Annotated in this window: 23 protein-coding genes and 1 riboswitch; of the genes, 7 read left to right on the top strand and 16 right to left on the bottom strand. The window is 60.7% G+C overall.

Going from position 1 to position 19,397, the window contains the following annotated elements:
- Positions 1–61: 61 nt before the first annotated feature.
- The 10 genes from DXT88_RS13075 to DXT88_RS13120 form a co-directional block, all read right to left on the bottom strand.
- Positions 62–832 (bottom strand): CbtA family protein, encoded by a 771-nt coding sequence (locus DXT88_RS13075; protein WP_265213990.1) that lies wholly within the window; start codon positions 830–832, stop codon positions 62–64.
- A 21-nt stretch (positions 833–853) separates the two neighbouring features.
- The gene (locus DXT88_RS13080) at positions 854–1,081 is read right to left on the bottom strand and encodes a CbtB domain-containing protein (protein WP_016834942.1); all 228 of its coding nucleotides are present in this window, start codon (positions 1,079–1,081) and stop codon (positions 854–856) included.
- A 167-nt stretch (positions 1,082–1,248) separates the two neighbouring features.
- Positions 1,249–1,564: riboswitch (cobalamin riboswitch) on the bottom strand.
- A 129-nt stretch (positions 1,565–1,693) separates the two neighbouring features.
- Positions 1,694–2,128, bottom strand: a complete 435-nt coding sequence (locus DXT88_RS13085) for a hypothetical protein (protein ID WP_016834941.1) — start codon at positions 2,126–2,128, stop codon at positions 1,694–1,696.
- Between the two features lie 81 nt (positions 2,129–2,209).
- Positions 2,210–2,362 carry a hypothetical protein gene (locus DXT88_RS13090; protein ID WP_016834940.1) on the bottom strand — a complete coding sequence of 51 codons (153 nt, stop codon included), beginning with the start codon at positions 2,360–2,362 and terminating at the stop codon, positions 2,210–2,212.
- A 298-nt stretch (positions 2,363–2,660) separates the two neighbouring features.
- Entirely contained in the window at positions 2,661–3,929 is a 1,269-nt protein-coding gene (locus DXT88_RS13095; protein WP_407649322.1) for a cation:proton antiporter, read from the bottom strand.
- 202 nt (positions 3,930–4,131) lie between these two features.
- A complete protein-coding gene (locus DXT88_RS13100) occupies positions 4,132–4,692 on the bottom strand; it encodes a hypothetical protein (protein WP_265213992.1) in 561 nt (186 codons plus the stop codon).
- 10 nt (positions 4,693–4,702) lie between these two features.
- The gene (locus DXT88_RS13105) at positions 4,703–4,897 is read right to left on the bottom strand and encodes a hypothetical protein (RefSeq protein WP_016834937.1); all 195 of its coding nucleotides are present in this window, start codon (positions 4,895–4,897) and stop codon (positions 4,703–4,705) included.
- A gap of 174 nt (positions 4,898–5,071) precedes the next feature.
- Positions 5,072–6,721, bottom strand: a complete 1,650-nt coding sequence (pgm, locus tag DXT88_RS13110) for a phosphoglucomutase (alpha-D-glucose-1,6-bisphosphate-dependent) (protein ID WP_265213993.1) — start codon at positions 6,719–6,721, stop codon at positions 5,072–5,074.
- A 257-nt stretch (positions 6,722–6,978) separates the two neighbouring features.
- Positions 6,979–7,338, bottom strand: a complete 360-nt coding sequence (locus DXT88_RS13115; protein ID WP_040503560.1) for a hypothetical protein — start codon at positions 7,336–7,338, stop codon at positions 6,979–6,981.
- A gap of 169 nt (positions 7,339–7,507) precedes the next feature.
- On the bottom strand, positions 7,508–7,759 hold the full coding sequence (locus tag DXT88_RS13120) for a GlsB/YeaQ/YmgE family stress response membrane protein (protein WP_016834934.1): 252 nt from the start codon (positions 7,757–7,759) through the stop codon (positions 7,508–7,510).
- Between DXT88_RS13120 and DXT88_RS13125 the strand changes: the two genes are divergently transcribed.
- The 5 genes from DXT88_RS13125 (at position 7,758) to DXT88_RS13145 (ending at position 11,823) form a co-directional block, all read left to right on the top strand.
- The gene (locus DXT88_RS13125) at positions 7,758–8,048 is read left to right on the top strand and encodes a hypothetical protein (protein ID WP_016834933.1); all 291 of its coding nucleotides are present in this window, start codon (positions 7,758–7,760) and stop codon (positions 8,046–8,048) included. The two genes, DXT88_RS13120 and DXT88_RS13125, sit on opposite strands and share 2 nt — an antisense overlap.
- Positions 8,049–8,170: 122 nt before the next feature.
- Positions 8,171–9,112 carry a UTP--glucose-1-phosphate uridylyltransferase GalU gene (gene galU / locus DXT88_RS13130; RefSeq protein WP_265213994.1) on the top strand — a complete coding sequence of 314 codons (942 nt, stop codon included), beginning with the start codon at positions 8,171–8,173 and terminating at the stop codon, positions 9,110–9,112.
- Between the two features lie 268 nt (positions 9,113–9,380).
- Entirely contained in the window at positions 9,381–10,376 is a 996-nt protein-coding gene (locus DXT88_RS13135) for a M14 family zinc carboxypeptidase (RefSeq protein WP_016834931.1), read from the top strand.
- Complete coding sequence (locus tag DXT88_RS13140) at positions 10,373–11,131, top strand: alpha/beta fold hydrolase (protein WP_016834930.1); 759 nt, start codon at positions 10,373–10,375, stop codon at positions 11,129–11,131. Before DXT88_RS13135 ends, DXT88_RS13140 begins: the two co-directional genes overlap by 4 nt.
- 254 nt (positions 11,132–11,385) lie before the next feature.
- On the top strand, positions 11,386–11,823 hold the full coding sequence (locus DXT88_RS13145) for a hypothetical protein (protein ID WP_265213995.1): 438 nt from the start codon (positions 11,386–11,388) through the stop codon (positions 11,821–11,823).
- A gap of 127 nt (positions 11,824–11,950) precedes the next feature.
- Here DXT88_RS13145 and DXT88_RS13150 read toward each other — a convergent pair whose 3' ends face one another.
- From DXT88_RS13150 to DXT88_RS13160, 3 genes are all read right to left on the bottom strand, one after another.
- The gene (locus DXT88_RS13150; protein WP_016834928.1) at positions 11,951–12,268 is read right to left on the bottom strand and encodes a hypothetical protein; all 318 of its coding nucleotides are present in this window, start codon (positions 12,266–12,268) and stop codon (positions 11,951–11,953) included.
- A gap of 52 nt (positions 12,269–12,320) precedes the next feature.
- Positions 12,321–13,466, bottom strand: a complete 1,146-nt coding sequence (locus tag DXT88_RS13155) for a branched-chain amino acid ABC transporter substrate-binding protein (RefSeq protein WP_265213996.1) — start codon at positions 13,464–13,466, stop codon at positions 12,321–12,323.
- A gap of 198 nt (positions 13,467–13,664) precedes the next feature.
- Complete coding sequence (locus tag DXT88_RS13160; RefSeq protein ID WP_265213997.1) at positions 13,665–14,531, bottom strand: MOSC domain-containing protein; 867 nt, start codon at positions 14,529–14,531, stop codon at positions 13,665–13,667.
- A gap of 148 nt (positions 14,532–14,679) precedes the next feature.
- Here DXT88_RS13160 and DXT88_RS13165 point away from each other — a divergent pair, with 148 nt between their 5' ends.
- Positions 14,680–15,132, top strand: coding sequence for a CopD family protein (locus DXT88_RS13165; RefSeq protein ID WP_265214170.1), 453 nt, complete (start codon positions 14,680–14,682; stop codon positions 15,130–15,132).
- Here DXT88_RS13165 and alaC read toward each other — a convergent pair.
- The gene (gene alaC / locus DXT88_RS13170; RefSeq protein ID WP_265213999.1) at positions 15,129–16,361 is read right to left on the bottom strand and encodes an alanine transaminase; all 1,233 of its coding nucleotides are present in this window, start codon (positions 16,359–16,361) and stop codon (positions 15,129–15,131) included. The two genes, DXT88_RS13165 and alaC, sit on opposite strands and share 4 nt — an antisense overlap.
- Before the next feature lie 159 nt (positions 16,362–16,520).
- Positions 16,521–17,420 carry a LysR family transcriptional regulator gene (locus DXT88_RS13175; protein ID WP_265214001.1) on the bottom strand — a complete coding sequence of 300 codons (900 nt, stop codon included), beginning with the start codon at positions 17,418–17,420 and terminating at the stop codon, positions 16,521–16,523.
- Between the two features lie 127 nt (positions 17,421–17,547).
- Here DXT88_RS13175 and DXT88_RS13180 point away from each other — a divergent pair, with 127 nt between their 5' ends.
- Positions 17,548–18,447: an alpha/beta hydrolase family protein gene (locus DXT88_RS13180; protein ID WP_265214003.1), complete on the top strand. Its 900-nt coding sequence runs from the start codon at positions 17,548–17,550 to the stop codon at positions 18,445–18,447.
- On the opposite strand, the gene DXT88_RS13185 is transcribed toward DXT88_RS13180, so the two are convergent.
- The gene (locus DXT88_RS13185; RefSeq protein ID WP_016832458.1) at positions 18,444–19,349 is read right to left on the bottom strand and encodes a DMT family transporter; all 906 of its coding nucleotides are present in this window, start codon (positions 19,347–19,349) and stop codon (positions 18,444–18,446) included. The genes DXT88_RS13180 and DXT88_RS13185 overlap by 4 nt on opposite strands.
- Positions 19,350–19,397 lie beyond the last annotated feature (48 nt).

A 19,397-nucleotide genomic window follows, 5' to 3' on the forward strand; every position in this document is an offset into this window, starting at 1 on the left:
GATCCGGCCATCGCTGGCCGGATCGGCATCCGAAATGACAACCTGAGTTTCAACCGAATCTTCAGGCGAATTTTTTATAGAAGTAACCGGTCAGCCCGCCCAGCGCCAGCCAGAAAACGCCATTGGCCAATGCGGTGGCGTGGATGAAGGCCTGCGCCAGCTCTTCCGGCGCCGCTCCGCCCGGCGCCGCCGGATGCGGTGCGCCGACCAGATGCGGCACGACCAGCAAAACCAGCCCCAGCAACTTCAGCGTCCAATGGCGTGCGTACACGCCCAGGCCAAGACCTGCGGCGGTCAATCCGGCCGTCATGATCCACCACAGCTGGCGCGCATGCAGCGGAGCGGCCACGGTGCCCGGCACTTCCGGCGGCAAGCCCAGCGACGGCGCGACGAAGAACACCAGGTAACCGGCCACGCCCCACAGCAATCCGGAACGCCAGGTCACTTTCCTGCCGCTGACGACGATGGCGGCAGCGAGGAACAAACCAAAGCCGATCGCCATGCTGACGTTGGCCAGCACGGTGTAGGCGGTGCGCTCGAAGCCGTTGGCGGGCTCCCATTCATCGCCGTGTTCGTGCTCATGTTCGTGCTCATGTTCGTGCTCATGTTCGTGGGCTTCCGCGGCAACAGGCGCGCCGGCCGAGGCTGGTGCAGAAGCGGCGGCATGCGCCAGCTCATGCGCCTTCGCGGCCGCGGCTTCTTCGTAGACTTCCGCCTGCAAAATGATCCGGGAAACTTGCAACTGCTGCACGGCTGTGAGCAACAGGCCGGCCAGCGCGCCGGCCAACAGGACGACGGAGGCAATCCGTCGCAATACTGCGAAATTGATCATCGGGATGTTCCGCGCGGCTTCTTAATGGCAAGGAAAACCGGCCGAATGGCGGCCGTCATGCGCCGCATTGTGCAGCTCGACGGCGGAGGCGAAACCGGCGGCGTAGATCAACGCGGCGCCGAACACGAATGCGGTCAGGCCCGGCAAGATGCGGTCGCGCCAGAGCCGCGAGCCGGTGGAAGAAGGAGAAGAGGAGCCGGAGTCGAGTGCGTCGGTATCGGGGGCGGATGCGCCGGTGATGATTGCCATGTGTTTTCCTTCGGGTGGGCCTGAGCCGGATTGAAACCAACCGCTTGCGGCACCAGTAGCAGAGCAGCACAGCGGAACCGTCACGAAGGAAAATCAGGAAACAACGCGGGGTGCAAAGAAAACAGCATTCCGGGAAGCAGTCCGTTGATCGCCCTCCGCGATACAAAACAAATCGTATACCGAGGGCCGGTCTCCGGGCTTGCGAATGATCCACGGCGAGCATGATCTCGCCGGAATCGGAACCTGCGCCTTCCCATGCCGTGTTGATAACACCGGTGCACAGTGGCTGGATGCAGATTCGCTGATTCGCTTACCGTTGCGGGGGCAGCGTGGGTTTTGCCTGACGGATCACAATGACATGAAAATGACGATGGATATCAAAAGATCACCGAAATTCACTGAAATTGACCGACAAACGCACCGACTTCCCGATTAAATCCAGTGAATGACCATCCACCGGATACCCAAGGCAATGCTACCCCGGCAGTATAGGTGTCGCAGGCGATTCTGGCAACCCGGAAACGGCTTGCAGAAACGCTTGCGGGCGGGTTCTCCAAATGGAAAACCGGCCCGCCGGAACTTCAGGAGCAGCTTGGATTACTGCATGTTCCGTTATTGATCGGGAGCCTTCGCCACCTTTTTGGGCGGTTCGGGCGTCAGATTGATCGGGTCGCTGGCGGGAAAGGTGTCCTCCAGGGCGTCGTCGAGATCCTGGTCGCGCTTGATCTTCTGGGATTCCTTGACGCTATCCGTCTGTTTTTCAAGTTCACGTTCGTCGGCGGCAACGATGTCTTCGCCGCTTTCCTCATCGCTGGCGACCTGCTCGACCGATTCCGGCACTTCCGGAGCGCGATCACGTTCGCCGCGTTCGACCGAGACGCGTTCGCCGGTGCCGTGCGAATCGCTGTCGGCTTCAGTGGCGACGTTCGTCATGTCGCTACCGCTATCCGAGCTGTCGCCCGGGCCAAGGGCATGGTTGTCGTGGCCCTTGCTCAATTGTCGATCGGAAGTCGGCAGGACGTCCGGATCCAGAGTGCTGGTTGCCATGATGCTGTACTCCTTTGCTAAATCGTTTTTGAATTGCGTTGCGGCGCGCGCAATTTGTGGCCTGCGCTCTCCTCTCCGCTATCAGTGCCATGCCATTCTGACCGGCGTTTCCGGCGGCTCGGGCATGCCGGGCTCGGGCGGATTAAGAGGCGGATCTTCCACCGGGTTGTATTCGTCCGGCGGGATGTCTTTAGACGGCGGTGCGGTCGGCGGCGTCTCTTGCGGTGTATGCATGCGCGCTCCTCCTCATTGCGGGTTCTGGTGAGGAATCGGATCCTGCGGCGGATTTGGATCCAGCGGCGGCACTTCTACCGGCGGGATGTCTTGTGGCTTGTGCATGGGATGTCCTTTCTGCTGCAATTGAAGCCCGGAAACGAACTCAGAGCGACGCCGGCCGGTGGCGCCACCGGCCACCAACGTCACAGCAACAGGCTACCCGCTGGCGCGGGCGCTGCGTATAGGACAAACACTTTTTCGGGCTTCCGCAACTCTTACGCCGGCGCAGCCGCAAGCGGCGAAGGTCGGCGATGCGTCATCCTTTCGCCGCCACGCGCTTGCGCCAGTACAGATGCATCAATGGCGTCGATGAAATGCCGTGCAACAGGATGGACAGGGCCAGCACCGTCAGCACATCCTGTGCGATGCGTGCCGCGAGCTTGTCATGCCAAAATTGCAGCACGAAGCACAGGTAGTAGAGCGAGCCGACGCCGCGAATGCCGAACCAGGCGATCAGCCAGCGATGCGAGATCTCGGTGCCGGAGCCGAGCAGCCCAAGCGCCACCGCAATCGGCCGCACGATAAAAAATAGCAGCCCTGCAATCAAGACGCCCTCGCGTGATAATCCATATTCGGACAAAAGAATGCCGATCAGCAGCACCATGAAAAACTCGGCGAAATGCTCCAGCTGCTGATTAAAGCCGAGCACGGTTTCGGTCAGGTAAACCGGCGCCTGTTCCGGATGTACGGCGGCGTTCTTGCCGCTGTCCTGCGCGGCAGCGATCAATTCGCCGGCCGGCTTGTCGCCGCTGCGGGCGGACTCCACCTGGCGCATCGCAAGACCGGCGGCGAACACCGCCAGGAAGCCGATGCCATGGATCAGCTCGGCCACGCCATAGGACAGCATGATGACGCCGATCGCCATGAATTCTTCCATGCCGAGCGCAAGGCCGAAACGCTGGCGAGCAAACAGCACCGTGCGCGACAAGGCCCAGCCTGCCAACGCACCGCAGCCGATGCCGGCAATCACGCCCCAGGCGACGAACCAGCCGAAGTGATCCACCTGAGCGATGTCATCGGTAACGCCCAGCAGCATCAATGCCAGCAGCACGAACGGATAAGCGCTGCCGTCATTGAGACCGCCCTCGCCGCTCAGACCGAATCTGAGTTGGTCCGGGTCATCGACGTTCTGGATCTGCACATCGGAAGCCAGCACCGGATCGGTCGGCGCCAAAATCGCGGCCAGCAACATGGCAACCGCAAACTGCAACCCGAACAGGAACGCGAGGCAGATCGCCAGCAATGGCACCGTGATCAGCATCGACACCACGCCCAGGCGCAACGGCAGCCACCACAAGCGGCTGCCCTCGCCACGGAAGGCCACGCGCAGTTTGAGGCCGACGGTGAATAGCGACAGCAACAAGGCCACGCGCGTGATCACGGTCAGCGCATCGGCGCGCGACTCAAGATCGATACGGATCAGCCCGACGCCGGAGGGGCCGAGCAGCCAGCCGATCGGCAGGTACAGCATGGCGGCGTTGAACGGCAGGCGCTCGAGCACCGGCTCGAGAAACACCATGAACATCAGCAGGATGCCGGCGATCAGGAAGTAGACGGTAGGGATGTCGATGTGCGCTCTCCGGTCGTGGCATGTGAATGAGCATGTGACAGCGGCAGCTGACTTCCGGGAAGGTCAGCTGCCGCAAGCGCGCCGATACATGACGCAGGATCAGTCGCAGAAAAAATCAGCTACGGCGAAGGTGCATGAACCATGGAAATTTGACGCCTCAGTGCTGCTCCGAAGCGGTGCCGTCCTGCTTGCGCGGCAGCAGTCCATCGTCGGCATTGGAGCCCGGGTCCTCGGTGCCGTCGGGTTCGACTTGGGCAACGGCTTGGGGCGGCGTCTCGGAATCAGAAACCGCGTCGGCAACCACGGGCGCAACTGCGACAAAACGCAGCAGTTCCGCCGACGCCGCAGGCAGCTCGCTGGCATGCGCTGAAACGTCTCGGGCATTTTGCCCGGTACCGGTTTCGACATAGTTGTCATCGCGCGCATCCGATTCATCGCCGGTCAGGTCGCCGCCAGCCTGTTGATCGGTGAAGCGCGGGGTACCTTGATACATCGGACGACCGAGCGGGTCTACAAAATTGGAGCGTGCCGGCGGTTGAGCTTGTTCCGGATTTTGACTTTGGCTTTGCCCCTGCCGCTGGCTTTGCTGCATTGACGTCTTGTCATCGGTCGTGGCGGTCATACTGCTCTCCTTGCCTGATTGATTTGCCGGTGTTCCAGGCGTGCTATGTGCCTGGCTTTCAATGAGGGCATGCAGGATCATGCTTTCGGCAAACATGTCACCGTGCCTAATGCTTGCGCGCAGAGCCGGACTTGCGGCCGCCGCCGGAGACTTTGTTTTCGGTCGCCCATGCACGACGTTCGGCCTCTTTATGGCCTACGCCGCGCTTTTCATAGCCGGCTTCGATATGCGCTGCCTGACGTTTCTGCTTGTCGGTATAGGAAGATTTATCGCCTCTGGGCATGATGAACTCCTTGAACATGAGATGTCGGACAGTTCATTTTAAGCAGCACTGCGCCGCTCGCCAGCAGGACAGTCACTTATTCCCCTGTAGGAGGATCAGCAGAAATGCAAAGTGAAAATAAAACGCGGAAATAAAACGCGGAAATAAAAAGCGGCATGCAGCGCAAACGCCACAGGCCGCAAAAAAAAGGAGTTAACCGGCCGCGAGCGCGGCGCTGACGATTTCCTGGGCTTCGGCAAAGATGCTCTCGAGATGCGTCTCGTCGCGGAAGCTTTCGGCGTAGATCTTGTAGATGCTCTCCGTGCCGGAAGGACGTGCCGCGAACCAGCCGTTGTCGCTGACGATCTTGACGCCGCCGAAGGCCTTGTCGTTGGCCGGCGCGGTGGTCAGGATCTGGCGGATTTCTTCGCCGGCCAGTTGGGTGGAACGTACATTTTCTGCCGACAGTTTCGATAACAGTTTTTTCTGCTCCGGCGTGGCGGCCGCCTCGATGCGGCCGTTGCAAGGCAAGCCCAGCTGTTCGGTCAGATCCTGATAGATTTCGCCCGGGTCGCGGCCGGTACGCGCGGTCATTTCGGCAGCCAGCAAAGCGGCGGTGATGCCGTCCTTGTCGGTGCTCCACGGCGTGCCGTCGAAACGCAGGAATGAGGCGCCTGCACTCTCTTCGCAACCGAAGCCGAGACTGCCATCTTGCAGCCCGTCGACAAACCATTTGAAGCCGATCGGCATTTCCTGCAATGGCCGATGCAACTGCGCGGCGACCCGATCAATCATCTGGCTGCTGACCAGCGTCTTGCCGACGCCGGTGTCGGCGCGCCATTCCGGGCGATGCTGGAACAGATAAGACACCGCGGCCGACAGGTAATGATTGGACGGCATCAGGCCGACGCTCTTGGTGACGATCCCGTGGCGATCATGATCGGTGTCGCAGGCGAAGGCGATATCGAATTTGTCCTTCAGCGAAATCAGTTCGCGCATTGCGTATTGCGACGATGGATCCATGCGGATCTGCGCGTCCCAGTCCATCGGCACGAAGCGGAAAGTCGGATCCACTTCCTTGTTCACGACGGTCAGTTTGAGGTCGTAGCGATCAGCGATGGCGCCCCAGTAATGCACGCCGGCGCCGCCCAACGGATCAACGCCGATACTGATGCCGGCGTCGCGGATCGCGCTGAGGTCGATGATGCCGGGCAAATCGTTGATGTACGTTTCCAGGTAATCGTACTGATGCGTGCTCGCGGCGCGCAGGGCGCGATCGTAAGGAATGCGCTTGACGTCGCGCACTGCGTTCTGAAGATAGACGTTGGCGCGCTTCTCGATCCAGTTGGTGACATTGGTGTCGGCCGGACCGCCGTTGGGCGTGTTGTACTTGAAGCCGCCGTTATCGGGAGGATTGTGCGAAGGGGTTATGACGATGCCGTCGGCCTGCGCCAGGGGATGCATGCGGTTATGCATGAGGATGGCGTGCGATATCGCCGGTGTGGGCGTGTATGGCGTTCCGCGCGACACCATGGTCTGCACGCCGTTGGCGGCAAGCACTTCGAGCGCGCTGGCGAAGGCCGGCGCCGATAACGCATGCGTATCGATGCCGATGAAGAGCGGAGCGCTGATGTTGCTCTCGGCACGATAGTCACAGATCGCTTGCGTGATCGCCAGGACATGCCATTCGTTGAAACTGTAATTGAGCGAACTGCCGCGATGTCCCGAGGTGCCGAACGCAACCTGATGCGACGCGATGCCCGCGTCGGGACGCAGACTGTAATAGCTGGTCACCAGCCCCGGCACGTCGACCAGGGAAGAAGTAGCGGCGCGTTGACCGGCCAGAGGACTGATGCTGCTCATGTCGTATCGTTTCTCGGAATAGGGAATGAATCTCAAGGGAGGAATTGCCGTACCACGCGGCGTTAAAACCGCAGGCACTGCTGCGACCGAACCGCCATGCGGCGTGAATTCCTCTGACCCGCCATTGTAGCGCCGACAGCAGCTGACGCGTGCGCACTTGCACACTCGCTGAAGTGGCGAAGAAAAATGTTGCGACGAAAAATGTTGGGACGAGACGATCCGGATAAACAGCCGGATCGTCCCGGCCGTCAGAGGCGTTACGCCATGCTGATCATGGGCAGGGAATAACCCGCTTCGCGCAGCTTGCTGCGGCGCGCCTTGTTGGCCGCTGCAAGTTCTTGCAGGGACATCGCGCGTTCTTCCGAATAACTGCGCGTGATGCTGCTCTGCTCCACGGTCGCCAAGGCCTGCGCCAGCCGCGGATAAAGATTTTCGCGGCGGCGCTGATTGGCTTGGGCAAGTTGCGCTTTGACATCCTCAGTCAGTACATGCGGCTGGCTGGGCTGGTAAGGCTGCGACACACTGGAAAACGTACGCGTGGGCTTCACCGGGCTGCCTGACGCGACGCCTGATGAATGGATGGAAATGATTCTGTCGTTGGTTTCTGTAGTCTGCATGATCTTCACTCCCGCAATGAAGGAATCTTCTGCACGTTTTGACTGTACACGAGATATCGACTGCGAACGATACATGAGTGACAACGTCCGCAGTCTTCTTTGTACTCTTTCTTTGTACTCTTTTTTTCCGTACGCCAACAGGCCGCGCCGACGGCGGCGCCAAGCCCGGCTAAGCGCGTCGGATGAGCCTGAGGATCAGCAGAAGGACGACCGCGCCGATAGTAGCGGTAACGATGGACGCAGCGATGCCGCCGCCCACGCCGATGCCCAGCAAACCGGCCAGCCAGCCGCCGATGAAGGCGCCGACAATACCTACCAGAATATCCACCAGCAAGCCGAAGCCGCCGCCCTTGACGAGTACGCCGGCGAGCCAGCCTGCGACTGCGCCGATGATCAGCCAGACAATAATTCCATGAGACATGATGTTCCCTTTCAAAGTTATTTTTCTTGAAACCCCCACTGCAACCCCAACGCAACACATGAAGTCATATGAAGTCACCGTGGAGGCGCAAGCGGTTGACAGAATCTTATTTGCCGAACTGAAACTGCAATATCGGACAGCGGCCAATTCCCTTGTAGGACAAGCGGCAAGCACACACGTTCAGGGGTCGCTCGGCTTGTCCTGCATTCTCGAATTCCTACAAATCAAAAGGAATGTTTCCTATAGCCAAACACCGGTCGAATTTTTTATGCTGGCGTCAACTAATTAACGGGGGAACACCGTGCATCAGCTTCGCAGGGTCCAAACGTACATCAACAACCGCCTTGGCCGCCGGTTTTTCTCACCTGGGCCTGTCCATATTCCTCCTTCGTTCAATCATCAAGGAACATCATGAAAAAAATCACTAAAGCCGTCTTCCCCGTTGCGGGCCTCGGCAGCCGCTTTTTGCCTGCCACCAAAGCGCAGCCAAAAGAAATGCTGCCGATCGTCGACAAGCCGCTGATCCAGTACGCGGTTGAAGAAGCCGTTGCAGCTGGCATTACCGAAATGATCTTCATCACCGGCCGCAACAAGCGTGCAATCGAAGACCATTTCGATACGGCATATGAGTTGGAAACCGAACTCGAAGCCGCCGGCAAAACCAAGCTGCTGGAATTTGCGCGCAACGTCATTCCCAAGCATGTCAATTGCGTCTACATCCGCCAGTCGGCGCCGCTGGGTCTGGGCCATGCCGTGCTGTGCGCCAAACCGCTGGTCGGCGATGAACCGTTCGCCGTCGTGCTGGCGGACGATTTCATGGACGCGCCGGAAGGCGGCAAGAATGTGCTGGCGCAGATGCTGGACGTGTTCGAGACCGAGCAAAAAAGCCTGCTCGCCGTGCAGGACGTACCGCGCAGCGACACCAGACAATACGGCATCGTCAGCACCGGTCCCGGCAGCGCGCACAGCGATCGCCTCGACGTCATCAGCGGCATCGTTGAGAAGCCTGCGCCGGACGTCGCGCCCTCCACGCTCGCCGTGGTCGGCCGCTATGTGCTGACCCCGGGTATCTTCGAACGCCTGGAAAACATCGGCAAAGGCGCCGGCGGCGAGATCCAGCTGACCGACGGCATCGCCGACCTGATGCGCGACGAAACCATCCTCGCCTATCGTTACGAAGGCCAGCGCTACGACTGCGGCTCCAAGCTGGGCTACCTCAAGGCCACGGTGGCGATGGGCGCCAAGCACGCCGAAGTCGGCAAGGAATTCAGCGAATACCTGCATGAGGTCCACGCCGCCGAAGAAGAAAAGAATATCGCGCAGCCGCCGGTCCAGCTGGCCAAGATTGCCTGAGCCGGCGCCCGCAGGTCCAGGCAGGGATTTCCCGTAGCGCCGTAGTCTCCTGTAGTTCGCAGTCGTTTTTTCATTCACCTTCCCCTCTTGGCCTGTCCTCGTCATCTCAACGATGGCGACGACAGGCTCCTTTTTTGCGGCGACGCCCGCAGTTCACACGCTTGAAACACGCTTGTCATTTTGCTGCCGCAATTGTGTGCAAGAATGAGGGAGGACAGCAGTCCCTACAGCCCCACAATGACGTTGCGCCCAAGGAGCCGGCAGCCGCATGGATTCGAAGCTACCTGAACTGATCGAACTGGAACGCATCATCCAGGCTGGCGCGCCGCTGCTGGAAGCGCGCTCCGCCTGCAACGTCGAATTCCGTGGGTGTCACTTTCCGGTGTACGTGCTCAGCATCGGCAGCACCGATCCGCAAGCGCCGGCGGTCGGATTTTTCGGCGGCGTACATGGGCTGGAACGCATCGGCACGCGCATTTTGCTAGCCTTCCTGCGCAGCCTGCTGGGCCGCCTCAAGTGGGACAAGGTGCTGCATCATCAACTCGAATCGGTACGGTTGATCTTCATGCCGCTGGTCAATCCGGCCGGCATGTGGAACAACACCCGTTGCAACGCCAACGGTATCGACCTGATGCGCAACGCGCCGGTCGATTCGCTGGAAAAAGTCCCCTTCATGCTCGGCGGCCAGCGCTTCAGCGCCCGCCTGCCCTGGTATCGCGGCCCGGCCGACGCACCGATGCAGGCCGAAGCGCAGGCACTGTGCGATGTCGTGCGGCACGAACTGAGCAGCCGCAAATTCAGTGTCGCGCTCGATTGCCATTCGGGTTTCGGCCTGCAGGACCGCATCTGGTTTCCGTTCGCGCACAGTTCGCAACCGATACGCCACATGCCGCAAATCCAGGCGCTTCAGGACTTGTTCAGCCAGACCTACGCCGACCACAATTACCTGTTCGAACCGCAGAGCATGCAATACCTGACGCATGGCGATTTGTGGGATTACCTGTATCTGCAGACTGCGGCGGAGACCGATCACGTGTTTCTGCCGCTGACGCTGGAGATGGGTTCGTGGCGCTGGGTGAAGAAGAACCCGCGCCAGTTGTTCTCGCGCGCCGGCATGTTCAATCCCAACAAACCACACCGCCTGCAACGCGTACTGCGCAGTCATCTGGTGTGGTTCGATTTCCTCACGCGCGCCGCTTGCGCGCATCAGCATTGGCTGCCCAGCGAAGACGGCAGCACCCCGGTCATGGTGACGCCGGCATGAGGCCGTGGATCCTGTTGCGCGGCCTCATGCGCGAGACCCGGCATTGGGGCGAATTTCCGCAGGTGTTGGCGGCGCATTTTCCGGCCGCCGGGATTGTCATGCTCGATCTGCCCGGCAACGGCAGCCTGCACCGTCAGCGCAGTCCGGACTATGTGCACGACATGAGCGAAGCCTGCCGCCGCCAGTTACAGGAGCGCGGCATCGCGCCGCCCTATAACCTGCTGGCGCTGTCGCTCGGCGCCATGGTCGCCTGCGACTGGGCGACGCGGCATCCCAGCGAGGTCGACAAGGCGGTGCTGATCAACACCAGCCTTCGCCCTTTCAGTCCGTTCCATCAACGCCTGCGGCCGCGCAATTATGCGACCTTGCTGCGACTGGCCATCGGCAAGGACGACGACGCCTGGCGCGAACGCACCATCCTGCGGCTGACCAGCAATCGCCATCCGCCGGCGCGACTGCTTAGCGAATGGATGCGCTATCTGCGTGAACGGCCGGTGACGCGCGCCAACGCCTTGCGTCAATTGTCGGCGGCGATGCGTTATGAAGCGCCGCGGCAACCACCGGGTGCAGACTTGCTGGTGTTGTGCGGGATGGGCGACCGGCTGGTCAATCCGCATTGTTCCATAACGCTTGCACAGCAATGGCAGGCGCCGCTGCGCGCGCATGAGAACGCGGGACATGACCTGACACTGGATGAGCCGGAATGGGTAGCACGGCAGGTACACGACTGGATATCGGCGGCAGGGGCATCGTGATGCAACCCACATTCAAATGACGATGGCAACGATTACATTGCTTTCATTTGAAAGAAAAATCGGTAAAAGATACTGAAAACAGGCAGGTATTGCGTTTGCGATTGCCGAATGCGGCAAAAAAATATATATTGTTTATATTATTTTTCAAGGGAGCGACCATGGCAATACAAAAACCTCAGGCAAAAACAGCTGTTCGTGCAACAGCAACAAAGCCTGCAGCAAAGTCAGCAATCAAGCCGGCAGTCAAAGCAGCAGTGAAGACTCCTGCTGCAAAGAAGCCGGCAGTAAAGAAGATCGCAGCCAAGCCGGCAGTCGCCGCCAAGACCGTACCCGCCAAGAAGCCGGTCGTCAAGGCCGTTGTACCGGCACTGAAGAAGCCGCTGGCGCCGATCGCCAAGACCACCGTGAAACCGGTCACAAAGCCGATTGCCAAAGCCGTCGCCAAGATCGAAAAGAAGGCCGAACTGAAGCTCAAGAAAGTCAAGCAAGTGCGTGACAGCTTCACCATGCCGGAAACCGAATACGAAGTCCTGGGCCAGGTCAAGAAAGCCTGCCTCAAGGCTGGATTTGAAATCAAGAAAAGCGATCTCCTGCGCATCGGCGTGTCGCTGATCAAGAACCTGGAAACCGGCAAGCTGAAGACGCTGCTGGCAGGCTTGACGCCATTGAAGGTCGGCCGTCCGAAGAAATAAGCAAGCGCCGTCATCTGTACATCATCCCCGGACGCAGGACACGGACTTGCCGGGGATGAAGTCTTCATTGATTATTCACCGCCAGGTTTCACCGCTCCCCTTCCGCACCAATCCCTACTGCATCACATCAGAACACCGGCAAGCGCTCCAGCGTATGCCGCGATCCCGTCTCCTCGCCTTCCGCAGGCAGGATGGCAATCGTCTTTAATCCCGGCTTGAGTTTCACTGCATGAACGCGCGGCCCCGCCACGACCTGTTCGCCTTCGGGGAAAATCGTCCACACTTCTTCGCCGTATTTGAGCGCTTCCAGGACGTGGATGATATGGCTTTCGCTCGGTGTGCTGGTCCAGCGATTGGTGTCGGTGTCCGCCAGCCCCCAGCGCACGTATTGCACGTGGCCTTGCTTGTTGAAGCTGACGGCGGTAATGATGCGAATGACGGGCATGTAGTCCTGGGCAGTTGATTGGTTTGAGTGCGTTGATTGTTCCGCGGGTAGTTTACTTCTTGCCGCCGATGGTTTTCAGCGGTGTCCATTTCTGGTTGCGGACCTGGTAAATGGTGAACACAGGATTGGCAAGATTGCCCTCCTCGTCGAACGCCACCGGCCCGGTCAGGCCATTGTGCCTGACCTGATGCATCGCTGCCACTATCCGGTGCCGCTCGAGCGAGTTGGCTTGCCGTATTGCCGCCACCAACACCTGCACTGCATCATAGGAAAACGGCGCATACAAGCCCATGTCGTCGCCGTGACGGCTCTTGTAGGCCTTGTCGAACTGTTGCCATTGCGCGCCCTTGTAGGACGCGGGACCCGGCTCCAGCGCGATGGTGCCGTTGCCGGCCTCACCTGCGGCCTTCAGGAACTGCGGCCCCACCGTGCCGCCGACGCCGATCAGCGGCGCCTCGATGCCGAAGCGGCGCAACTCGCGCGCCAGTTGCCCGGCCTGTGCATCGAGACCACCGAAAAAGACGGCATCGGGATTCTGTTGCCGAATGTTCTTGAGCACCGCGTTGAAATCCGAGGTGCGACTGCTGATGCCGTATTGACTGACGATATTGCCCCTGAATGATTCGACCGACTGCGCGAACTGCCTGGCGTAGCCGTTGCCGAACGGGGTCTGGTCGTCGATGACGGCGATGCGCTGCGCCTTCAGTTGGCGCACCACGTATTCGGCGGTGTAATACGCGTTCTCGTCGTCATGCGGCACAATACGGAAAGCGGTCGGGAAGGATTGCTGGGTGTAGGCATGCGAGGTGGTCGCCTGCGCGATCTGCACCACATCGGCCTTGTTGTAGATGTGCGAAGCCGGGATGCCGACGCCCGAGTTCCAGTGACCGATCACGCCGACGACACCGCTCTTGACCAGGTAGTCCGCCACCAGCAAACCGGTGCGCATATCGGAGCGGTCGTCCTGCACCAGCAGCTTGAACACCAGCTTGTGGCCGTTGATGTGGAGGCCTTGCCGGTTGGCATCCTCCACTGCGATTTCCGCCGCCTGCACCAGACTGGCGCCGATGGAGCCGGATGCGCCGGTCAACGGCGCCGCGTAACCTATCAATACCGTCCGGTCTTCGGCCGTTGCAGCCACGGACAACAACGCTGCCGCGCCGAAGCACAGCAGTTTCAAAAAACCCAGCAGCTTCATTCGTTCGTTTCCCCAGATTCTCAACAAGTCGCTTGCATGAAAGACATCGATAACCTGAACGGATATCGCAAGTTTTATGCCTCCCCGAGGGAATGTACCTCAAACAACGGCTGCCGAGTATGACAAATAAAAGAACGCGGTCGTGAGGAAATTGCTGCCAATGCTGCAGCGGAATATCCAAGGATCAGAAGGCCGGGTTCAAAAAGCCAATTCTCCCGCGACGTCCTGTCCGACCGCGAGCAGATTGCCCCAGCCCTGCATCACGATCGCGTTCTGACCGAACGTCAGGCCGCCGCCGACGCGCTCGTTGGCGCGGTAAACGGCCATCGTGTCGAGCGGCTCATCAGGCCAGTCGGCGTCGCGCAGGCCGGTCTGCTGATCGATGCCGGGCACCGGGCAGCGCGCACACGGCTTGACCAGCCTGAGCACGACTTCCCTGCCGGCCGGACCGAAGCTCAGCGTATCGAGATAATCCTCTTCGTAGGCTTCCAGCCCGGACAACACCAGGTTGGGCCGGAAGCGATCCATCGGCAACGCCGGCGCGCCCTTCTTTTGCAGGCGCCGGTTCAGGTCTTGCAGCGATGCTTCGCCCACCACCAGGATGGGAAAACCGTCGGAAAATTGCGTCGTCGCCATGAGGTCGCCGGTCCAGCGCGGACTGCAGATGCGCCGGGCCTGCGGATCGAAACGCACCAGCCGCACGTCGGCCTGCAGGTAATCCGAAAACCAGCGATGGGCAGCGGCGCCGCAGTCAAGCGCTTCGACGCCGTCATCCCAGATCGTCACCGCCAATCTGCCGGCGCCGTCCTCGATGCGCGACGGCAAATGAAGGTCGGCCATACCCGGCGCACGCACGGTCAGCAACGCAGGCGTATCGTGTTCCAACGCTGTCGAGATGGTCGCCAGGCGTCCATGTTCGCGTTGCGACAGGAAATGCCCGTCACTGTCGACCAACATCCAGCTGCGATCCAGATTCAGGCCAAACTCGCCGACGGCGGCTTGCGGCAAGCTGATGCCGCCGCAGGATTTGATGGGATAGATGTGCAAGGCGCTCAAGGTAATCATGGGTCGGTCTTCACTGGGATATTTTTCTGATCTGGGACAATGCGAATGGCGTCGACCTGTACTTGCGCCGGGCATGCGACAATCCGCTTTCGCCGGACTGCCTGCAGTCCATTGCCGGGTTCACCACATATGGATCACTTTTGCCATGATGCTCTTCGCCAAATATTTGCATATTCTCGGTTTCACCGTCTGGGTCGGCGGCATGTTCTTCGCCTACCTGTGTCTGCGTCCGGTTGCGGCCGCCGTGTTGCAACCGCCCGCGCGACTTGCGTTGTGGAACGGCGTGTTCGGCAAGTTCTTCACGTGGGTGTGGCTGGCGATCGCGCTGATCCTCGCCAGCGGCCTGCCCATGATGGCGCAGATGGGCAAGCCGCCGGTATACATCTCCGGCATGGCCGGGCTCGGGATCCTGATGATGCTGATCTTTGCGCATCTCTTCTTCGCACCCTACAAGCGCCTCAGGCGCGCCGTCGCCGCGGAAGACTGGACCGCCGGCGGCGCAGCGCTGGGACAGATCCGGCGCATCGTCGGCATCAACCTGATCCTCGGACTGATCGTCGTCACCCTCGGCGCGCTCGGACCGCTGCTCACACAGGTTTAAGCTTTGCGGACGGCCTTGTCTTTCGACGGGACTTCCTTTTCACCGCGCAGCATGGCCTTGATGCCGCGGATCGCCTGGCGGATGCGCGCTTCATTTTCGATCAGCGCGAAGCGCACGTATTCATCGCCGTATTCGCCGAAGCCGATGCCGGGCGAGACGCAGACCTTGGCCTTTTCCAGCAACTGACGCGCAAATTCCAGCGAGCCGAGATGGCGGTAGGCCTCGGGAATGCGCGCCCAGATGTACATGGACGCCTTCGGCACATCAACCATCCAACCGGCTTCATGCAAGCCTTTGACCAGCACGTTGCGACGGCTTTCGTAATTGGCGCGGATTTCTTCCACGCAGGATTGGTCGCCTTCCAGCGCAGCAATCGCCGCCACCTGCACCGGCGTGAAACTGCCGTAGTCATGGTAACTCTTGATGCGCGCCAACGCCGCCACCAGTTCCTTGTTGCCGACCATGAAACCGATGCGCCAGCCGGCCATGTTGTAGCTCTTGGACAGCGTGAAAAATTCCACCGCGACTTCGCGTGCGCCTTCGACCTGCATGATGGAGGGCGCCTTCCAGCCGTCGAAGGTAATGTCGGCGTAAGCCAGGTCATGCACCACCAGGATGTTGTGCTCGCGCGCCAGCTTGATCACGCGCTCGAAGAATTCCAACTCCACGCATTGCGCGGTCGGATTCGACGGGAAGCCCAGCACCATCATCTTCGGCTTGGGATAGCTCTCGCGGATCGCGCGCTCCAGTTCGGAGAAGAAGTCCACGTCCGGGCTCATGCGCACCGAGCGGATGTCGGCGCCGGCAATCACCGCGCCGTAGATATGAATCGGGTAACTCGGGTTCGGCACCAGCACGGTATCGCCCTTGTCCAGCGTCGCCAGCATCAGATGCGCCAGGCCTTCCTTGGAGCCGATCGTGACGATCGCTTCACTGTCCGGGTTGAACTCGACGTCATAGCGGCTCTTGTACCAGTGCGCGATGGCGCGGCGCAGACGCGGAATGCCTTTCGAGGCGGAATAGCCGTGCGTGTCGGGGCGCTGCGCCACCTCGACCAGCTTCTCGACGATGTGCGGCGGCGTGGCGCCGTCGGGGTTTCCCATCGACATGTCGATGATGTCCTCGCCACGGCGGCGCGCAGCCATCTTGAGCTCGGCGGTGATATTGAAAACGTAGGGGGGAAGACGATCGATGCGCGCAAAGCTGCGCGGACTGCGGGATTGAGTCATGTTGTACTTTCACGTGAGCGCCCGGAACCGTCCGAGCGACGTTGGACCCAGGAGGTCCGTTGACGATTCTACGTCAACTGTTTCGCGCTTGGGAAGAGGTCGTGTGCAAAAATATTTCCTTCATCCCACGTCCAGAAAATCTCAACAATCCAGGACGAACTATGGCTTCACGCCTTCCTGCGCCAGGAACGTGATCAGGCTGCGCACGCGCGCCGGCAACAGGCGTCCCGGCAAATGCAAGGCATACACGTGGTCTCCGATGCCGACTTCCACCTGCGCCTCCGGCAGCAGATTCACCAACCGTCCCGACGCCAGGTCTTCGGTGACGAAGTAATCGGGCATCACCGCCACGCACAGCGAGCGGCGCGCCGCTTCGCGCACCACGTCGAGATCGTTCGACAGCAGCACCGTCTCTTTCGCCAGCGGCATGGCGACGCCGCCGCGCGCGATCAGCGGCTGCGTGAACTGCCGGCTGCGCGAGAAGCCCGCCAGCGGCAGTGCCGCCAGGTTGCCGGCCGCGAGCTCGGCGGCGTAACGACCGGCAAGGTCGGGACTGGCGCACAGCCGCCACGAAATGCCGAACAATTTCTTCGCCACCACGTCGTCAGGCAACGTCGACGCCACGCGAATCGCCAGGTCCACCGGATCGCTGGTGATATCAACCGCCTGCTCGCTGAAACGCAAGTCCACCTGCACGCGCGGATTGGCCTGCATGTAGGACATCAGCAGCGGCTTGAGCCACACCGAACCCAAGGTCAGCGGCGCCGAAATCCTTACCAGTCCGGCAGTGTCTTCGTTAAGGCCGTGCGCCAGCATGTTGGCGTCCTTGAGGATGTCGGCCATGCGGTCTGCGTGTTCGGCCAACCGGTAGCCGGCTTCGGTCAAGCCGACCCGGCGCGTGGTGCGCATCAGCAACTGGCAACCCAGTCGCCCTTCGATCGCCTTGATGCGATGGCTCAGCGCGGAACGGGACAGACTCAGCGCCTTGGCGGCCTTGCTCAGGCTGCCGGCCTTGGCGACGTGGCAAAAGATGATGAGGGAATTGGCGTCGAGGCTCATATTGGTGAGTTAAGTTCAACAAATTGATGAAGACAGCATAGCTTATGCGAACACGAAACGCTTCCTACAATAAGGACGCCACAACAATTTCGTGATTTACGACCCGATTCCGTCATCCATTACCTCCATGCGCATTGAATCGCCCATCCAGATCGAAGCGACCGACGGCTACCTGCTCGGCGCGACGCTGTTCTATACCGGCGAGGCGCCGTTGCCCGGGCGTGTCGCCATCGTCAATTGCGCCACCGGCGTCAAGGCTGCTTATTACGCACGCTATGCGCGCTTCCTGGCCGACCACGGCTATCTCGCGATTACCTGGGACTACCGCGGCATCGGCGCCTCGCGCGCAGATTCGCTGCGGCGGCTGCGCGCCGGCAAGTTCGACTGGGGCAGCAAGGACTTCGAAGGCGTCTTGCAATGGGTTGCGAACAATTTCCCCGACAGCGAAATCCACGTCGTCGGACATAGCATCGGCGGCGTCATGCCCGGTTACGCGGCGTCGAACTGGCGCATCGACCGCTTGCTGGTCGTGGGCGCGCAATACGCCTATTGGCGCGACTATGCGCCCGCCGTCCGCAGGCGGATGTTCCTGAAATGGCATGTATTGATGCCGCTGCTGACTGCGGTGACGGGCTATTTCCCCGGGCGCCTGCTGGGCTGGCTGGAAGACTTGCCGGCCGGCGTCGCGCTTGAGTGGGCATTCCGCCGCGCCGCGCTGGAACATCCCGACGCCGCGCGCGTGCAATATTTCGGCAATCTGGGCGGCCCGATCCTGGCCTATACGATCAGCGACGATCCGTTCGGCACGCCCGCTGCGGTGACGCGCCTGCTGCATTACTACACCGGCAGCACCCGCACGCTGGTGAGCCTGACGCCGACCGATCTGCACATCAGCGAGATCGGCCACTTCGCCTTCTTCCACGAACGCTTCCGCCAGAGCCTGTGGAACGAAACGCTGCAATGGCTGAACTCGGGCGCGACGCGCCGACGCATCCTGGAAGAATGGCCGGCGGCGACGGCGACCTAGGTGCGCACTGCCCGCTTCTCCGGCAATGCACCGATGGCGATGCCCATGATGATCAACGCCATCGACGCCACCAGGCTGAACTCCAGCGTTTCGCCCAGGGCCAGCGACGAGCAGACGATACCGAACACCGGTACGCCGAGCAGGCCCAGCGAAGTGGTCATCGCCGGCAGCGAATGATTGACTTTGTTGATTGCCCAGTAAGCGATGGCAATGCCGAACGTCGCGCTATACAGTTGCAGCCCGATCACCTGCGCGCTCAGATCGAGCTGCGGCGGACCTTCAAACAACCACGCGCAAGGCACCAGCACGCAGCTGGCGGTCAGCGCCTGCCACACCAGCAGGTCGAACGGTTCTCCGATCCAGCGGTGGCCGCGTACGTACAGGATGCTTGCGGCCCAGAACATCGCTCCCAGCAAGATAAGGCCGTTGCCGAGCACCGAATCGTGATTGCTCCAATCGAAGGCCAGCGGATTGAAGATCAGCACCAGTCCGAACAAACCGAATACGGTGCCGATCGCGCGCCGTAACGTGAATGCTTCGCCCAGAAACAGGCGCGCACAAGGCGCGACCCACATCGGCGTGGTGTAGGCCAGCACCACCGAACGGCCGGCGGCAACGTGCTGCATGCCGACGTTGCCGAGTATCGAATAGGCGGTCATGTGCAGCAGGCCGACGCTGAACACCACCGGCAGGTCGCCGCGCTGCGGCAGGACCAAACGGCCGCGCGCCAGGCACAGGATCAGCAGCACCACCGTACCGATGCACGAACGTATCGCCGTCGACCAGATCGGCGACATGTAGTGCAGGATGGCTTTATTGACCGGCCAGGTGGTACCCCATATCAATACAACGACGCCAAGGAGGACGACGGCCTGACGGGACGACAAACTGGATTCGCGCATGATTTGTGAAATGAGTTTTACTTGTTATGGATAAATCGAAGACGCCAT

The sequence above is a fragment of the Herbaspirillum lusitanum genome, assembly GCF_026127345.1.
Lineage (GTDB): Bacteria > Pseudomonadota > Gammaproteobacteria > Burkholderiales > Burkholderiaceae_D > Herbaspirillum > Herbaspirillum lusitanum.

Bases quoted from the DNA above. Each gene is read 5' to 3' on its own strand.
- DXT88_RS13140 (WP_016834930.1), top strand. From the start codon at position 10,373: ATGAGGCCGTGGATCCTGTTGCGCGGCCTCATGCGCGAGACCCGGCAT.
- DXT88_RS13160 (WP_265213997.1), bottom strand. From the start codon at position 14,531: ATGATTACCTTGAGCGCCTTGCACATCTATCCCATCAAATCCTGCGGC.
- alaC (WP_265213999.1), bottom strand. From the start codon at position 16,361: ATGACTCAATCCCGCAGTCCGCGCAGCTTTGCGCGCATCGATCGTCTT.
- DXT88_RS13120 (WP_016834934.1), bottom strand. From the start codon at position 7,759: ATGTCTCATGGAATTATTGTCTGGCTGATCATCGGCGCAGTCGCAGGC.
- pgm (WP_265213993.1), bottom strand. From the start codon at position 6,721: ATGAGCAGCATCAGTCCTCTGGCCGGTCAACGCGCCGCTACTTCTTCC.
- DXT88_RS13135 (WP_016834931.1), top strand. From the start codon at position 9,381: ATGGATTCGAAGCTACCTGAACTGATCGAACTGGAACGCATCATCCAG.
- DXT88_RS13080 (WP_016834942.1), bottom strand. From the start codon at position 1,081: ATGGCAATCATCACCGGCGCATCCGCCCCCGATACCGACGCACTCGAC.
- DXT88_RS13185 (WP_016832458.1), bottom strand. From the start codon at position 19,349: ATGCGCGAATCCAGTTTGTCGTCCCGTCAGGCCGTCGTCCTCCTTGGC.
- DXT88_RS13180 (WP_265214003.1), top strand. From the start codon at position 17,548: ATGCGCATTGAATCGCCCATCCAGATCGAAGCGACCGACGGCTACCTG.
- DXT88_RS13085 (WP_016834941.1), bottom strand. From the start codon at position 2,128: ATGGCAACCAGCACTCTGGATCCGGACGTCCTGCCGACTTCCGATCGA.
- DXT88_RS13175 (WP_265214001.1), bottom strand. From the start codon at position 17,420: ATGAGCCTCGACGCCAATTCCCTCATCATCTTTTGCCACGTCGCCAAG.
- DXT88_RS13155 (WP_265213996.1), bottom strand. From the start codon at position 13,466: ATGAAGCTGCTGGGTTTTTTGAAACTGCTGTGCTTCGGCGCGGCAGCG.
- DXT88_RS13115 (WP_040503560.1), bottom strand. From the start codon at position 7,338: ATGCAGACTACAGAAACCAACGACAGAATCATTTCCATCCATTCATCA.
- DXT88_RS13090 (WP_016834940.1), bottom strand. From the start codon at position 2,362: ATGCATACACCGCAAGAGACGCCGCCGACCGCACCGCCGTCTAAAGAC.
- DXT88_RS13165 (WP_265214170.1), top strand. From the start codon at position 14,680: ATGCTCTTCGCCAAATATTTGCATATTCTCGGTTTCACCGTCTGGGTC.
- DXT88_RS13095 (WP_407649322.1), bottom strand. From the start codon at position 3,929: ATGTTCATGGTGTTTCTCGAGCCGGTGCTCGAGCGCCTGCCGTTCAAC.
- DXT88_RS13075 (WP_265213990.1), bottom strand. From the start codon at position 832: ATGATCAATTTCGCAGTATTGCGACGGATTGCCTCCGTCGTCCTGTTG.
- DXT88_RS13125 (WP_016834933.1), top strand. From the start codon at position 7,758: ATGATGTTCCCTTTCAAAGTTATTTTTCTTGAAACCCCCACTGCAACC.
- DXT88_RS13105 (WP_016834937.1), bottom strand. From the start codon at position 4,897: ATGTTCAAGGAGTTCATCATGCCCAGAGGCGATAAATCTTCCTATACC.
- DXT88_RS13150 (WP_016834928.1), bottom strand. From the start codon at position 12,268: ATGCCCGTCATTCGCATCATTACCGCCGTCAGCTTCAACAAGCAAGGC.
- DXT88_RS13100 (WP_265213992.1), bottom strand. From the start codon at position 4,692: ATGTTTGCCGAAAGCATGATCCTGCATGCCCTCATTGAAAGCCAGGCA.
- galU (WP_265213994.1), top strand. From the start codon at position 8,171: ATGAAAAAAATCACTAAAGCCGTCTTCCCCGTTGCGGGCCTCGGCAGC.